We start from the raw sequence: 12,792 nt of genomic DNA on the forward strand, positions 1-12,792 counted from the left end.
GCAAGATAAGCTGCCGGGCAGAGGCCTCTGCCCGGCTCAGAGGTGCTATGGTTGGCTCGCTAGGTTCACCAGCATGAACTTGTCGGCGTTGAAGATGGGGTGGTTCAAGATGCCCTCGACCCCCGGCCGCACCGCGTAGTAGGACACGGGGTAGCGAAGATAAACCACGGGCACGTCCTCGGCGATGAGGCGGTTGGCCTGCTGGTAGAGAGGAATGCGGTCCGCAAGCTCGGGAGTGCCGGCCGCCTCGTTGACGAGCGCCGTCACCTCGGGGTTCTCGTAGCCGTAGCGCTGCGCGTTGCTGGCGACGAAGAGCGGGTGCAAGAAGTTGTAGGCGTCGGCGTAGTCGGCGTACCACGACAGCAGGAAGGCGGGCGCGGTGCCGGCGATGGCCGCGTCGATCAGGGTGCCGAAGTCGACCTGATTGATGTCGGCGCTGATGCCCACCTCGCTCAGGAAAAACTGGATGAGCTCGTTGACGGCAATGGTCGTGGGCGAGCGGCTCGACCAGATGGTGAGCGAGAAGCCGCCCTCATAGCCGGCCTCGGCGAGGAGCTGCCGTGCCCCCTCGGGGTCGTACTCGATGCCGAGCAGATCCTCATAGCCGGGCAGACCCGGCGGTATAGGGGAGTTGGCGAGCAGGTCCTTGCCGTTGTAGGGTCCCTCGAGGATCGCCTGGCGGTCGATCGCCATGGCGATGGCGCGGCGCACCCGCACGTCCTGGAAGGGCTCGAAGCGCTGATTCAAGGCCCAGTAGAAGACGGCGAGTTCCGGGGTGGTCTCGATCATCTCCTCGTACTGCGGGTCCTCGGTGATCTCGTTAAAGAGGGCGTCGGGCACGCCAGACACGTCCAGATTGCCGACCGTGAACTCCTGCCAGGTGATGAGCGGGTCGGTGATGATGCGGTACTCTACGCCGTCGATCTGGGGGGGGCCGACGAAGTAGTCCTCGTTGGCCGCTAAGCTGAGGCTCGAGTCGCGCACCCGCTCGACCAGCCTGAACGGTCCCGTGCCGACGGGGTTGGAAGAGAACTGGTCACCCAATTCGCTCGCCACCGCCTGCGGCACCACGTGCGTGGCGGGCATGGCCAGGTGAAAGAGGAAGAGCGCGTAAGGCGCGTCGAGGCTGATCCTGATGGTGCGCGGGTCGAGCACCTCGATACCACCGATCTCGTCAGCCTCGCCGTCGATGAAAGCTTGGGTGCCGACGATGTTCGCGTCCTGCAAGACCCAGTTGACCGGGCTGGCGGTCTCCGGATCGACGATGCGCTCGAACGAGTACTTGACGTCTTCGGCGGTCAGCTCGGAACCGTCGTGAAAGCGCACCCCCTCGTGAAGCGCGAAGGTGAAGACCGTCGCGTCGTCGTTGACCTCGTAGGACTCGGCCAGATTGGGAACGACCTCGGTGCTGTCGTAGTCGTAGCGCATCAGGCCGTCGAAGAGCTTGGCGACCATAGCGCCGGTCTGCACCCCCGCCGCGTAGGCCGGGTCGAGCGTCTCCCAGTCCTCGTCGGTCGCAAGGCGCAAGCTGTTGTCGCTCTGCGCGACACTGAACGCGACGCCGAGAGGGAGAGCCATCACAAAGATCGTCAGTATATACCGTAAACTTCTCACACCTTACCTCCATCATGAAATTGCCATCATAACGCTTCTGCATGGCTGGGCTCTCGTCCAAACGTTGCCTCGGCCCTACCAAAAGAAGGGCAGAACCGCTATGGCTTTAGAAGCCTCTAGCGGTCGGAAAAGATACCACAGTTCGGGCCATAATATGGCGATGAAAGACCCGCTGTCAAGATTCCGGCCGACGGTCCAGGAGGAGACGCGCACGGCCAACTCGGCGGCGCGCTGGGGGCTGTCCCCTGAAAACCCGGGCCGGAACCACGAGGAGCAGGCAGGGATCAGGCGTGACGTCCGGCCTCAGGAGGATGACATCGCCCGCGCCCCTCGGGCGGGCGCCGGGCCGGTCAGCCTTCGCCCGGCTCCTTGGGGTCGCGCCGCGCGGGCGCCTCGAGATCGTTGGAGGAGAGGTCGCTGGGGGAGAGGTCGCTGGGGGACTCGGTGGGCGCCGGGCGCGGGACCGCTTCGGCCTCGACCGTTCTCGGCTCGGTGCTGACCGATTCTCTCAGCGGCTCCGCAGCCCTGGGCGCGGTCGACGGTTCCGTCACGGCCGGCTCGGTGATCGTCTTGATGGGTGGCGGGCGCGGCGCGGCGCGCGTAGACGAGGCCGAACGGCGCTGGCCCCTCGTCGCGTAGCGGACGATCAGGTAGATAACCGCCGCGATCACGACGACCGGCAGGATAAAGCGCAAGAGCGTCCACACGAAGGAGGCCACGATCATGAAGAGCGAGCCGAGCAGACTGAAGATCCAGCCCGTCACCCAGAGCACCGCGAGGCCGACGAGCAGTGCGATCAGGCCGAAGATGACGAGTTCGATAATTTCCTGAAGCGAGCGATTGGTCACAATCTTAGTATAGCAAACCCGGCGCGCCGTGGCCTGTGGTCTGGACGGGAATCCGGACGGCGGCTGAGGGCAGCCGGGTGGGAACGGGTAGAATGACGGCTATGACGGCTATGACGGTTCGCCTCGAGCTCACCCAGATGGTCCACGGCGGTCTCGCCCTGGGCCGCCTGGAGAGCGGCCGCGTCGCCTTGGTGAGGGGCGGCCTGCCCGGCGAGGTCGTCGAGGCCGAACTCACCGAAAGGTCCGGGGTCTTGCAGGGCCGGGTGAAGGACGCCCTGTCGCCCAGCCCCGACCGGGTGGCGGCGAGCGCGCATCCCGGCCTCGACTACGGCTTTATCCGCTATGAGCGGCAGCTAGACCTCAAACGCGAGGTCGTCGCCGACGCGCTAAAGCGCGCTGCCAAGCTCGAGGCGGACATTCCTGCCACGGTTCCCGCCCCCGCGCCCTGGGGCTACCGCCACGCCGTGCAGCCGGCGCTGACCGTCGGCGGCCTCGGCTACCGCCGGCCGGAGAGCCGCGAGGTGGTGGTCTTGGAGCGCGACCCCGTCGCCCACGACAGCATCAACGCGGGCTGGCGCCTGTGGGCCGAGACCTGGCGCGACCAGGGGGCGCCACCGGGCGTGCTCGAGCTCGCCTGGCGCTGCAACAGTCGGGGCGACCTCGTCCTCTGCCTGATCGGCGAGCGCGGCCCCAGGCATTTTCAGCCCTTGGCCGACGCGCTGGTAGAGGCGGGCATCCGCGGCGTCAGCCACGCCAGCTACGACGCGCGCGGCCGCTTCCGGCGCGGCATCCGGAAGCTGGCCGGGCAGCGCCTCCTGTTGCAGACCTACGGCTCCTTCGAGGTGAGCGTGAGCGCCACCTCCTTCGCCCAGCCCAACCCGCCGGCGGCCGGCTTGCTCTTCGGCCGGCTTTCGGAGATCGCCGGAGGGGGCGAGCACGCGGTCGACCTCTACGCGGGCAGCGGGATCATCGCCATGCACTTGGCAAGAACCTTCGAGAGGGTGACGGCGATCGAGCTCGACATCGACAGCATCAAGCGGGGCATCCAGGACGTCAGGCGGCTCGAGATCGGCAACGTCGACTTTGTAAGGGGCGACGTTCGCAAGCTCCAAGACATTCCCGAAGCCGACCTCATCACGGTAGACCCGCCCAGGGCCGGTCTCGCCAAGGGGGTGCGGCAAACCATCGCCGCCTCGAAAGCGAGGCGGCTCATCTACGTTTCCTGTGACGCCGCCACTTGGGCGAGGGACGTCGCCGACCTCACGGCGGCGGGTTTCGGGCTCGAGCTCGCCCAACCTTACGACTTCTACCCGCAGACGCACCACGTCGAGATCCTGTCCTTGCTGACGCGTTGACCGCGCGGCGCGAGCCTTCAGCCCGGCGGCTCGAGGCCGAGTAGCTCCCTCAAACGAGGACGGAGCTGCTCGAGTTGCTCGAGACTCCACCGTCCCTCAGCTTCACCCAAAAAAGCTTCAGGATAGCGCGAGGCAACGGCGTAGGTTGAAAGTCTAGCCAGCACCTCGTGATTCCAACTAAAGCTCGTCAATCTAGCCAGCACAACCAAATCATGACTTTTAGGAGGAATGTTGCCCTGAGTAATAAGTAACGCCTTGAGATATTTTTCTGCACATTGCTGGGCATGAAATGCCACTGCACCCCACGCTGTTCCTCTCTCAACCAAGAGGTTCACGACGCGCCAATCCTCTTCAGCCTTTTCAATCCAGGGGGCTACATCAAGCGGCATAAAGCAGCATACCCTTATGCTGCGCGAGCCAGGAGATGAGGTCTTTGGGATCCGCGATTTGCTCGGGTGTTCGCACCAAGATATCAAGCGGCAGGGGATGTGGAATGCGCCCCGCGATTTCGCAAGCCGTCTCCAGAGGGTTTTCAGTCGGCAGTACCACCACAAGGTCCACGTCCGAGTCCGGCCCCGGCTCACCGTAGGCATGGGAACCGAAGAGAATCACCTTGTGGGGCCTCCAGCCTGAAACAATGGCCGCGACCACCTCGTCCAGGGCGCTTTGAATCTCGAGCCTCACGCACCCATTCTAGCGTACCTCGTTACCTAGTCCCTCACCCCGTGGAACGCGCAGATCAGCTATCATCCAAGTCACCAGGAAGTATGATCTAAGGGTGTTAACCAAGCGCATCATCCCCTGCTTGGACGTGCAAAACGGCCGCGTCGTCAAAAACGTCAAGTTCTTTGAAAATCACCGCGACATGGGCGACCCGGTCGAGCTCGCCAAGCTTTACGACGCGCAGGGCGCGGACGAGCTGGTCTTTTACGACATCACCGCCACTCACGAGGGCCGCAAGCTCATCCTCGAGGTCGCGGCCAGAACCGCCGAAGCGTGCTTTATGCCGCTCACCATCGGCGGCGGGGTGAGGACGCTTAAGGACTTCCGCACCCTGCTCCTGGCCGGGGCCGACAAGGTGTCGGTGAATTCCGGCGCCGTCGCTAGTCCCGAGGTGGTGAGAGAGGCCGCCGACCACTACGGCTCGCAGGCAGTGGTCTTTTCCATCGACGCCAAGCGGCGCGTGGGCGGCAAGGGCTGGGAAGTTTACGTTTCCGGAGGCCGCAAGAACACGGGACTCGACCTGATCGCTTGGGCCGTCAAAGGGCAAGAACTCGGCGCGGGTGAGATCGTCTTAAACAGCATGGACGCCGACGGCACCGTGGCGGGCTACGACCTTGAGGCGACGCGCGCGGTGGCAAGAGCGGTGGACATCCCCGTCGTCGCCTCGGGCGGGGCGGGCGGGCCACAGCACATGCTCGAGGTGCTTACCCGCGGCGAGGCCGACGCCGCCCTGGCCGCCAGCATCTTTCACAGCGGAGAGTACAGCGTCGCCCAGGTCAAGGAGGCCTTGGCACAAGGTGGGGTACACGTGCGGCTATAAGTCGGCATGCTACACTGGCCCCATGAAAGCCTACGAAGCTCCCGTCAGGGTCACGCGAGAAGGCCATCTCGAGCTGCCTGAGGAGATTGCCAGACTTCTCAAGCCGGGCCTGTCGGCTCGCTTCCTCCTTCTCGTCGAGGAAGCAGGGGATCGGGCCGAAGCACAGGCGTGGTCAAAGCTAAGCCAAGAGCAGTTTTTGGCGGGCTACAGCGAGGCCGACGCTGTCTACGACACCTTAGACTGAATTATGGCGACGTATGCGGCAGGTATGCTTGTCTTGTTGGCCTTTCCGTTCAGCGACGGTGTGCGGGCAAAACAGCGTCCTGCCCTAGTGCTTCTCGACACCGGCGATCCCGATCTTTTGGTGGCCCGGGTGACCAGTCGGGAAGCCGGGGAAGCTTGTGACGTAAAGCTCACGAATTGGCATGAGGCCGGGCTGCTTCTCCCCTCGACCGTGCGGCTGCACAAATTGACCACATTGGAAAAGCACCTCGTGAAGCGCACGCTCGGCCGCCTAACTGACGAAGACTGGACTACCGTGAGAAGGACACTCGAGACGCTCTGGAGAGGCTGCGAAAAAGATGGCTGAACGAAAACTGGAGACCCTCGCCGTCCACGCCGGGGGCGAGGCCGACCCGGCCACCGGCGCCGTCACCCCACCCATCCACCTCTCCACCACCTTCGAGCGCGACGCGGACGGGTCGTATCCGCGCGGCTACGTCTACACCCGGACGGACAACCCCAACCGCAGCGCGCTCGAGACCTGCTTGGCGGCCCTGGAGGGCGGCGAGGCCGCGGCAGCCTTCGCTTCGGGTTCGGCGGCCGCGGCGGCGGTCTTTCGGGCGCTTCTCCCCGGCGACCACGTCGTCGCGCCCCTGGACATGTACCACGGCATCCGCAAGCTCCTGCGCGAGGTCTTAGCGCCCTGGGGCCTGGGGGTCTCCTTCGTGGACAGCGGCGACCTGGGGGCGGTCGGGGCGGCGCTGACGCCCAGGACGAGGCTGATCTGGCTCGAGACGCCCTCCAACCCGCTCTTGCAGCTCACCGACATCGCCGCCGTCGCCGGACTCGCTCGGGACCACGGTCTCCTGCTCGCCTGCGACAACACCTGGGCGACCCCCATGGGCCAGCGGCCCCTGGAGCTCGGCGCGGACCTGGTCGTCCACGCCACCACCAAGTACCTCTCGGGCCACAGCGACGTCCTGGGCGGCGCGGTCGTCGCCGGGCGCAAGGATGGGGTCTTCGAACGCGTCCGCCTCCTGCAGGGCAGCGAAGGCGCCGTGCCCTCGCCCTTCGACTGCTGGCTGACCCTGCGCGGCGTCCGCACCCTGCCCTATAGGATGCGCGGCCACTCGGACAATGCCCTGCGAGTCGCGGAGTTTTTAGAAAGGCACGAGGGGGTGGAGGCGGTGCATTATCCCGGCCTGGCGTCCCACCCGCAGTTCGCGCTGGCCGAGCGGCAGATGGCGCTCTCCGGCGGCATGCTGTCGGTGCAGCTGCGGGGCGGCGCCGAGGCGGCCATGCGAGTAGTGGCGCGCGTCACCCTCTTCACTCGCGCCACCAGCCTGGGCGGGGTCGAGAGCCTGATCGAGCACCGCGCCTCGGTCGAGGGGCCGGACTCGCAGACGCCACCCAACCTGCTCAGGCTCTCGGTCGGCCTCGAGCACGCGGACGACCTCATCGCCGACCTGGACGGGGCGCTCGGCTAAGCAGCGCTCTCGCTCAAGCAGCGTCCCCTTTCTTTGAGGCGCGGTAGACTGAGCAGATGAACGAGTCCCGTCTCGACCCCACGCTTCCCGACCTCGCCTTCGACGAGCGCGGCCTGGTTCCCGTCGTCACCCAGGACGCCAAGAGCGGCGAGGTGCTGATGCTGGCCTACGCGGACCGCGAGGCGGTCGAGAAGACGCTGGAAATGAAAGAGGCCCACTACTTCAGCCGCTCGCGGAACGAACTCTGGCGCAAGGGCGCCAGCAGCGGAAACGTCCAGAAGCTCACCGAGCTGCGCTACGACTGCGACGCCGACGCGCTGCTCTACCGCGTCGAGCAGACCGGCCCGGCCTGCCACAGCGGCGAGCGCTCCTGCTTCTACCGCGGCGTGGGCGAGGCTCAGCCCCCCTCTCTGGGCGAGGTGATGGCCCTCCTGGAAGGGGTCATCGCCGCGCGCCTGCGCGACCTGCCCGAGGGCTCCTACGTCACCTCGCTGCACGAGCGGGGTCTCGGCCGCATCGCGCAAAAGGTCGTCGAGGAGGCGGGCGAGACCGTGGTGGCGGCGCTCGAGCGCAACAGCGGCGAGCTCGTAGACGAGGCCGCCGACCTGCTCTTTCACCTCGTGCTGCTGCTCCGCGAATCGGGCGTGACGGGCGGCGAGGTGGCCGCCAAGCTCGCCGAGCGCCACCAGGCGATGCAAGGCCGCTAAGCGCTATGACCTCCAAGATGAGACCTCCGCGCAGCGAAAAGGCCAAGATGCTCGCCGGCGAGCTCTACGACGCCTCGGATCCCGAACTCGTCCTCGAGCGCGAACGTGCCAGACGCCTGACCCGGCGGCTCAACGGCCTCTCGGAGAGCGAGCAGGCCGAGCGTCTGGCGCTTCTTACGGAGCTCTTCGGCAGCGTCGGCGCCGGGAGCTTTATCGAGCCGCCCTTTTACTGCGATTACGGCTACAACATCCACGTGGGCAGCAAGTTCTACGCCAACTTTGGCTGCGTGGTCCTGGACGTCTGCGAGGTGCGCATCGGCGACCGCTGCATGATGGGGCCGGGGGTGCATGTCTACACCGCGACCCATCCCCTGGACGCGGCCGAGCGCGCCGCCGGGCCAGAGCTGGGCAAAGGGGTCTCTATCGGGCACGACGTCTGGCTGGGCGGGCGCTGCGTGATCAACCCGGGCGTCACCGTCGGCGGCGGAGCCATCGTCGCTGCGGGCGCAGTGGTGACGAAAGACGTGCCCGCCGGGGCGGTCGTCGGCGGCAACCCCGCCAGGATCATCAAGAGGCTCGCGCCACCCTCCTAGCCGGTTCCCGCCCGCCGGACTCGACGCGTTGTATACCTGCCGCGTAGACGCCACACGGCCTCCCGTCCCGTGCAAGAATGACTTGAAGTTGTAAAGAAGCTGTGAGAAAGGCGGCAAGGTATGGATATGGAACGCGCACTGGTGCTCGACACCGTCCGGGTAACCGAGCAGGCCGCTATTTCGGCCAGCCGCGTCTCGGGCAAGGGCGACTCCGATCTGGTCGATCAGGCGGGCGTCGACGCGATGCGCCGGGTCTTAAACGAGCTCGACATCGACGGTGAGATCGTCATCGGCGAGGGCGAGCGCGACGAGGCGCCCATGCTCTACATCGGCGAGAAGGTCGGCAAGGCCGAGGGCGGCGCCTGGCCGGTGGACATCGCGGTGGACCCGGTCGAAGGCACGGGCATCGCCGCGCGCATGGTCAACAACGCCGTGGCGGTGATCGCCATGTCGGAAAAGGACGGCCTCTTCAAGGCGCCCGACACCTATATGGAAAAGCTCATCGTGGGCCCGCCCGCCAAGGGCAAGGTGGACATCACCTGGCCGGTGGCGGCCAACCTGCGCGCCGTCGCCATGAGCTTAGACCGGCGGGTCGAAGACCTCACCGTGGTGATTCTGGACCGGCCACGCCACAAGGAGCTGCTCGAGAAGGTGAGGCGCGCGGGCGCGCGGGTCAAGCTGATCGGCGACGGCGACGTGATCGCCGCCCTGGCTGCGGCGGTGCGCGGCACCGGCGTCCACGCGGTGATGGGCACCGGCGGCGCGCCCGAAGGCGTCCTGGCGGCGGCGGCGCTCAAGTGCCTGGGCGGCGAGATCCAGGGCCGCTTCAAACCCCGCAACGACGAAGAGCAAAAGCGGCTCGAGGCGATGGGCGCCAACACCGAGACCGTCTACCTCACCGAGGACCTGGCGCCCGGCGAGAACATCGTCTTCAGCGCCACCGGCATCACCGACGGCGACATCCTTAAGGGCGTGCGCTTTTTCAAGGACGGCGCCCGCACCCACTCCGTCTCGGCCGGCTACCAGACCCGCGTCCTGCGCTTTACCGACACCATCCACCTCTTGGGCGAAGGGGCCAGAGTCACCATCCAGATCTAGGGCGGGGTTTTTACCAACCCCTGAAACCCGACCCCGCTACTCACGCATGCGCCGCTCGGACTCCTGGGCGAAGTAGCGGTAGGTCTCGTTGTCGGGCGCCAGGTTGGCGGCGCGGCGGTAGTAGGTGAGCGCGTCACGGTAGCTGCCCTGCTCGAAATAGCTGCGGCCGAGCCAGGCCCAGGCCTCGGTGAAGCCGCGGTTGCTCTCGCCGGCGCGGGCGAACTGAAGCTGGGCCTGACGCAAGTCGCCCGCTTCGTAGAGGCGCACGCCCTCGTAAAAGGCGGTGGTGGCCGCGACGCCCCAGCGCGCCTGGTCGCGGGCGAGCGCCAGAAAATACTCGGCGCGGGCGTCGCTCGGGTCGAGGCGCAAGACCTCCTCCCAGTAGTGCGCGGCGCTGTCAGGTTGGCCCAGCTCGAGTAAGATCCTGCCCGCCCAGACGTGGGCCTCGAGGTTGTCCGGCGCGTAGCCGATCACCCGCAGGTAGAGGTCGAGCGCGCCGTCTAAGTCACCCGCCGCGTAGCGGCTGTAGGCGAGCTGGCTGCCGGACACGGCCAGCATGGCCTGGGCGTCCTCGTCGAGGTGGCCGCCGGCGGCCTCATAGCGCTGCCACAGGTCCCAGGCCCGGGCGTAAAAGAGCGTGACCGAATAGGCCTCGGCCAGAAAGCGCAGCGGCGCGGGCTCGTCCGGCGCGAGGCGCTGGGCGCGCTGGCCCGCGGCGATGGCCTGGCGCCACAGCGCGAAGTCGACGTTGTGGCGCTCGTAGAGCCTGAGGGCCTCCTGGGCCACGCCCTCGGCGCGCGCCAGGGCCTCGCGGGCCTCGCCCTGCAGGCTGCTCGAGCCGGTGGTGATGCGCTCCGGCATGGCAGACGTGCCCGTGGGCGCAGTCACCTGAGCAGTCACCTGGGCGGTCGCCTGAGCGGTCACCGTGCTCAGGAACACAGCCAAAACCAGCGTGATAACCTTCGACAAATACTTCAACCTGGACCTCCATAAGAACTTTTGCAAGAACTGACCTGAGAACGGACGGGGCTATAGCCCCGAAACAGCCCCTCAAAAGGCGATTAGACGCAAGAAGCGCATGAAAAGCGTGAGCAGCGGATGTCGCGGGGCTTCACGAGCAGGCCACAGGCTAAAAGCGCCTGGTCATGGCCCGTATTGTAGCCCTCTTGGAATGGGTCTCCTGTCAGGTCGGGTTCACTGTCAGGTCGGGTTCACTGTCGGGCCGCAGCGCCCGCTGCCCTTCCAGCGTCGCCGCCCAGGCCAGGAAGGCCCGGACGGCGCGGCCGCGGTGGCTGACCCGCCGCTTGTCCGCCGCGCTCGCCTCGCCGAAGCCGCGGCCGAGGTCACAAGCGTAAAAGACCGGGTCGTAGCCGAAGCCGCCCGCGCCCCGCGGCTCCTCTAAGATCTCGCCCGCGCAGGTGCCCTCAAAGGCGTAGACCGCGCCGCCCGGCGTCGCCAGGACGAGGCTCGACACGAACCTCGCCTGCCGCCCCTCCCCCCGCACGCCGCCCAGCCTGTCGAGCAGGTAGGCCACGCGCTCGCCGTCGGTGAGCGCGCCGCCGAAGCGCGCCGAGAGGACGCCGGGCGCGCCGCCGAGCGCCGCGACCTCGAGGCCCGAGTCGTCCGCCAGGCTGGGCAGGCCCGTCCGCGACACGACAAACTCGGCCTTGATCCGGGCGTTGGCCTGGTAGGTGCTGCCGTCCTCGGGCGGAAAGCGGCTGATGCCAAGATCGCTCGCCGCGACGAGTTCAGCGCCCAGGGCGGCGACGGCTTCTTGGAGCTCGAGCAGCTTCTTGGGGTTGGCGGTGGCGAGGGCCAGCTTCACCTGAGCATCGGCCTCACCGTCTTCAAGATGTCCTGCACCGCCGTGACGCCCGCCGCCACGAGCTGCACGTAACGCTCGGCCTCGACCGGCCCGGTCTCGCCGCCACCCTGGACCTCGACGAGCTGACCGTCGGCGGTCGCCACCACGTTCAGGTCGACCTCGGCGACCACGTCCTCGCTGTACTCGAGGTCGATCAGCGTAGTACCGTCCACGACGCCCACACTGACCGCGCCGAGCTCGTACAGAAGCGGCCACTCGCTCAGCTTGCCCGCCGCGACCAGGCGCCCCGCGGCGTGGTGCATGGCCGCGTAGGCCGCCAGGGCGCCCGCGCAGCGGGTGCCGCCGTCGGCCTCGAGCACGTCCACGTCGATGGTCAGGGTCTGGTTGGCAAACAGCGTCAGGTCGGTGACGCTGCGCAGGACGCGGCCCAAGAGGCGCTGGATCTCCTGGGTGCGGCCCCCGGCGTAGAGGCGCTCGCGCTGAGTGCGCTCCTGGGTGCTGCGCGGCAGGAGCGCGTACTCGGCCGTCAGCCAGCCGCCCTTCTGGCCCTTCTTGTTGCGCAGGTGCGGCGGCAGCTTGGCCTCTATGGTCACCGTCGCCAAGACCTTGGTGTGGCCCCATTCGACCAGGGCCGAGCCCTCGGCGTGACGGCTATAGCCGGGCGTGACGGTGATCGGCCTGATGCTCTGCGGCTGTCGGTTCTGCCTCATGCCCTCTCCCCTGCCCCAGCCTAACCCGCTCGGCGGCTCCCGCGGGCGCGCCCAGGCGCCCGGCCGTGTGAAGGTAGCTCGGCAGGTCGCCGCTGACGAGGTGCCTGACCCAACCATGCCCGGCCGTACCCGCCCCCGCCGGCCGCCCCAGCCCCAGCCGCGCCAAGTCCCCGGCAACCACCGCCGCCGTCTCCTCGGCCGAGTCCACCAGGGCGACCTCGGGGCCAAAGACCTCGCGGAGGATGGGCTTCAGGGCGGGGTAGTGGGTGCAGCCCAGAATGGCGGCGCTAAGCCTCGGCCGGTCGCTCAGGTAGTGCTCGGCGACGAGCCGGGCGATGGCCCCGTCCGACACGCCCTCCTCGACGATAGGCACGAAGAGCGGACAGGCGCGCGCCCAAGTCATAAGACCCTGCGCCTCGAGCCTCGACTGGTAGGCCCCCGACCGCACCGTACCCTCGGTGCCCAAAACCGCCACCCTGCCCCCCGCCGCCACCCTGAGCGCCGCCGTGACGCCCGGCTCCACCACGCCCCAGACGGGCACGGGCAAGCTGTCCGCGAGCCCCGGCAAGGCCGCCGCCGAGGCGGTGTTGCAGGCGATGACGAGGCCCTTGACGCCTCTGGCCAGCAGCAGGGCGGCGATCTCCGCGGCGAAGTCCCTGACCATCTCCAGGGGCTTGCCCCCATAGGGCACGCGGGCGGTGTCGCCCAGGTAGATGAAGTTCTCAAAGGGCAAGGCCCGCCTGAGCGCATTGAGGACCGTCAGCCCACCCACACCGGAGTCGAAGACGCC

The 12,792-nt window shown here is 67.5% G+C and carries 16 protein-coding genes; 8 read left to right on the forward strand and 8 right to left on the reverse strand.

Annotated features, from left to right (window positions below; translation table 11 throughout):
• Nucleotides 1-45: 45 nt before the first annotated feature.
• Together M3498_07270 and M3498_07275 are read right to left on the reverse strand one after the other, a co-directional pair.
• The gene (locus M3498_07270) at nucleotides 46-1,578 is read right to left on the reverse strand and encodes an ABC transporter substrate-binding protein (protein MDQ3459084.1); all 1,533 of its coding nucleotides are present in this window, start codon (nucleotides 1,576-1,578) and stop codon (nucleotides 46-48) included.
• A 386-nt stretch (nucleotides 1,579-1,964) separates the two neighbouring features.
• A complete protein-coding gene (locus M3498_07275) occupies nucleotides 1,965-2,462 on the reverse strand; it encodes a hypothetical protein (GenBank protein ID MDQ3459085.1) in 498 nt (165 codons plus the stop codon).
• A 101-nt stretch (nucleotides 2,463-2,563) separates the two neighbouring features.
• Between M3498_07275 and M3498_07280 the strand changes: the two genes are divergently transcribed.
• Nucleotides 2,564-3,817, forward strand: coding sequence for an RsmD family RNA methyltransferase (locus tag M3498_07280; protein ID MDQ3459086.1), 1,254 nt, complete (start codon nucleotides 2,564-2,566; stop codon nucleotides 3,815-3,817).
• 17 nt (nucleotides 3,818-3,834) lie between these two features.
• Here M3498_07280 and M3498_07285 read toward each other — a convergent pair whose 3' ends face one another.
• Together M3498_07285 and M3498_07290 are read right to left on the reverse strand one after the other, a co-directional pair.
• Nucleotides 3,835-4,206, reverse strand: a complete 372-nt coding sequence (locus M3498_07285; GenBank protein MDQ3459087.1) for a HEPN domain-containing protein — start codon at nucleotides 4,204-4,206, stop codon at nucleotides 3,835-3,837.
• Entirely contained in the window at nucleotides 4,196-4,501 is a 306-nt protein-coding gene (locus M3498_07290; protein MDQ3459088.1) for a nucleotidyltransferase domain-containing protein, read from the reverse strand. The genes M3498_07285 and M3498_07290 overlap by 11 nt, the downstream gene beginning before the upstream one ends.
• A 94-nt stretch (nucleotides 4,502-4,595) precedes the next feature.
• Here M3498_07290 and hisF point away from each other — a divergent pair, with 94 nt between their 5' ends.
• The 7 genes from hisF (at nucleotide 4,596) to glpX (ending at nucleotide 9,467) form a co-directional block, all read left to right on the forward strand.
• Nucleotides 4,596-5,360 carry an imidazole glycerol phosphate synthase subunit HisF gene (hisF, locus tag M3498_07295; GenBank protein MDQ3459089.1) on the forward strand — a complete coding sequence of 255 codons (765 nt, stop codon included), beginning with the start codon at nucleotides 4,596-4,598 and terminating at the stop codon, nucleotides 5,358-5,360.
• A gap of 22 nt (nucleotides 5,361-5,382) precedes the next feature.
• Nucleotides 5,383-5,604, forward strand: coding sequence for a hypothetical protein (locus M3498_07300; protein MDQ3459090.1), 222 nt, complete (start codon nucleotides 5,383-5,385; stop codon nucleotides 5,602-5,604).
• Nucleotides 5,605-5,607: 3 nt separating this feature from the next.
• Nucleotides 5,608-5,949 carry a type II toxin-antitoxin system PemK/MazF family toxin gene (locus M3498_07305; protein MDQ3459091.1) on the forward strand — a complete coding sequence of 114 codons (342 nt, stop codon included), beginning with the start codon at nucleotides 5,608-5,610 and terminating at the stop codon, nucleotides 5,947-5,949.
• Complete coding sequence (locus M3498_07310) at nucleotides 5,942-7,069, forward strand: PLP-dependent transferase (protein MDQ3459092.1); 1,128 nt, start codon at nucleotides 5,942-5,944, stop codon at nucleotides 7,067-7,069. The genes M3498_07305 and M3498_07310 overlap by 8 nt, the downstream gene beginning before the upstream one ends.
• Before the next feature lie 56 nt (nucleotides 7,070-7,125).
• Nucleotides 7,126-7,776: a bifunctional phosphoribosyl-AMP cyclohydrolase/phosphoribosyl-ATP diphosphatase HisIE gene (gene hisIE / locus M3498_07315; GenBank protein ID MDQ3459093.1), complete on the forward strand. Its 651-nt coding sequence runs from the start codon at nucleotides 7,126-7,128 to the stop codon at nucleotides 7,774-7,776.
• Nucleotides 7,777-7,793: 17 nt separating this feature from the next.
• On the forward strand, nucleotides 7,794-8,369 hold the full coding sequence (locus tag M3498_07320) for an acetyltransferase (GenBank protein MDQ3459094.1): 576 nt from the start codon (nucleotides 7,794-7,796) through the stop codon (nucleotides 8,367-8,369).
• A gap of 120 nt (nucleotides 8,370-8,489) precedes the next feature.
• Complete coding sequence (glpX, locus tag M3498_07325; protein MDQ3459095.1) at nucleotides 8,490-9,467, forward strand: class II fructose-bisphosphatase; 978 nt, start codon at nucleotides 8,490-8,492, stop codon at nucleotides 9,465-9,467.
• Nucleotides 9,468-9,503: 36 nt separating this feature from the next.
• On the opposite strand, the gene M3498_07330 is transcribed toward glpX, so the two are convergent.
• The 4 genes from M3498_07330 to murI all read right to left on the reverse strand — a co-directional run.
• Nucleotides 9,504-10,436, reverse strand: a complete 933-nt coding sequence (locus M3498_07330; GenBank protein ID MDQ3459096.1) for a tetratricopeptide repeat protein — start codon at nucleotides 10,434-10,436, stop codon at nucleotides 9,504-9,506.
• Between the two features lie 214 nt (nucleotides 10,437-10,650).
• Entirely contained in the window at nucleotides 10,651-11,292 is a 642-nt protein-coding gene (rdgB, locus tag M3498_07335) for an RdgB/HAM1 family non-canonical purine NTP pyrophosphatase (GenBank protein MDQ3459097.1), read from the reverse strand.
• Entirely contained in the window at nucleotides 11,289-12,002 is a 714-nt protein-coding gene (gene rph, locus M3498_07340) for a ribonuclease PH (GenBank protein ID MDQ3459098.1), read from the reverse strand. Before rph ends, rdgB begins: the two co-directional genes overlap by 4 nt.
• The coding region (gene murI, locus M3498_07345; GenBank protein ID MDQ3459099.1) for a glutamate racemase at nucleotides 11,944-12,792 on the reverse strand (849 nt) is incomplete at its 5' end. The genes murI and rph, both read right to left, overlap by 59 nt.

This window comes from Deinococcota bacterium (assembly GCA_030858465.1).
Taxonomy (GTDB): domain Bacteria; phylum Deinococcota; class Deinococci; order Deinococcales; family Trueperaceae; genus JALZLY01.

Bases quoted from the DNA above. Each gene is read 5' to 3' on its own strand.
- M3498_07270 (MDQ3459084.1), bottom strand. From the start codon at position 1,578: ATGGCTCTCCCTCTCGGCGTCGCGTTCAGTGTCGCGCAGAGCGACAAC.
- M3498_07280 (MDQ3459086.1), top strand. From the start codon at position 2,564: ATGACGGCTATGACGGTTCGCCTCGAGCTCACCCAGATGGTCCACGGC.
- M3498_07285 (MDQ3459087.1), bottom strand. From the start codon at position 4,206: ATGCCGCTTGATGTAGCCCCCTGGATTGAAAAGGCTGAAGAGGATTGG.
- M3498_07300 (MDQ3459090.1), top strand. From the start codon at position 5,383: ATGAAAGCCTACGAAGCTCCCGTCAGGGTCACGCGAGAAGGCCATCTC.
- M3498_07305 (MDQ3459091.1), top strand. From the start codon at position 5,608: ATGGCGACGTATGCGGCAGGTATGCTTGTCTTGTTGGCCTTTCCGTTC.
- M3498_07310 (MDQ3459092.1), top strand. From the start codon at position 5,942: ATGGCTGAACGAAAACTGGAGACCCTCGCCGTCCACGCCGGGGGCGAG.
- hisIE (MDQ3459093.1), top strand. From the start codon at position 7,126: ATGAACGAGTCCCGTCTCGACCCCACGCTTCCCGACCTCGCCTTCGAC.
- M3498_07320 (MDQ3459094.1), top strand. From the start codon at position 7,794: ATGAGACCTCCGCGCAGCGAAAAGGCCAAGATGCTCGCCGGCGAGCTC.
- glpX (MDQ3459095.1), top strand. From the start codon at position 8,490: ATGGATATGGAACGCGCACTGGTGCTCGACACCGTCCGGGTAACCGAG.
- rph (MDQ3459098.1), bottom strand. From the start codon at position 12,002: ATGAGGCAGAACCGACAGCCGCAGAGCATCAGGCCGATCACCGTCACG.